This window comes from Anaerococcus sp. HMSC065G05, from assembly GCF_001812365.1.
In the GTDB taxonomy this organism is placed as follows: Bacteria; Bacillota; Clostridia; order Tissierellales; family Peptoniphilaceae; genus Anaerococcus; species Anaerococcus vaginalis.
On sequence record NZ_KV808701.1, the window covers coordinates 1 to 365 of the forward strand.

Consider the following 365-nt stretch of genomic DNA (forward strand, 5'->3'; position numbering starts at 1 on the left):
AAAGATGGTAGACTAAAATAGTCAGTTAAAACTGGCGGATGAACCTTTAAAACAAAATAAAACTACAAAGTTAATACTTTGAGACAAACGAAAAATGACAAAAGTCAAGATCAAACAATAATTGAGAGTTTGATCCTGGCTCAGGATAAACGCTGGCGGCGTGCATAACACATGCAAGTCGAACGATGAAACTTAGCTGATTTCTTCGGAATGAAATTAAGTGGATTAGTGGCGAACGGGTGAGTAACACGTGAGTAACCTGCCTTACACAAGGGGATAGCCTTTGGAAACGAAGAATAATACCCTATGACGTCAAAATATCGCATGATATAGTGACCAAAGATTTATCGGTGTAAGATGGACTT

General features: G+C 38.1%; 1 rRNA gene. It reads left to right on the top strand.

Annotated features, from left to right (window positions below):
- Positions 1 to 117: 117 nt before the first annotated feature.
- Positions 118 to 365, top strand: a 16S ribosomal RNA gene (locus tag HMPREF2852_RS04560); the annotation flags it as partial.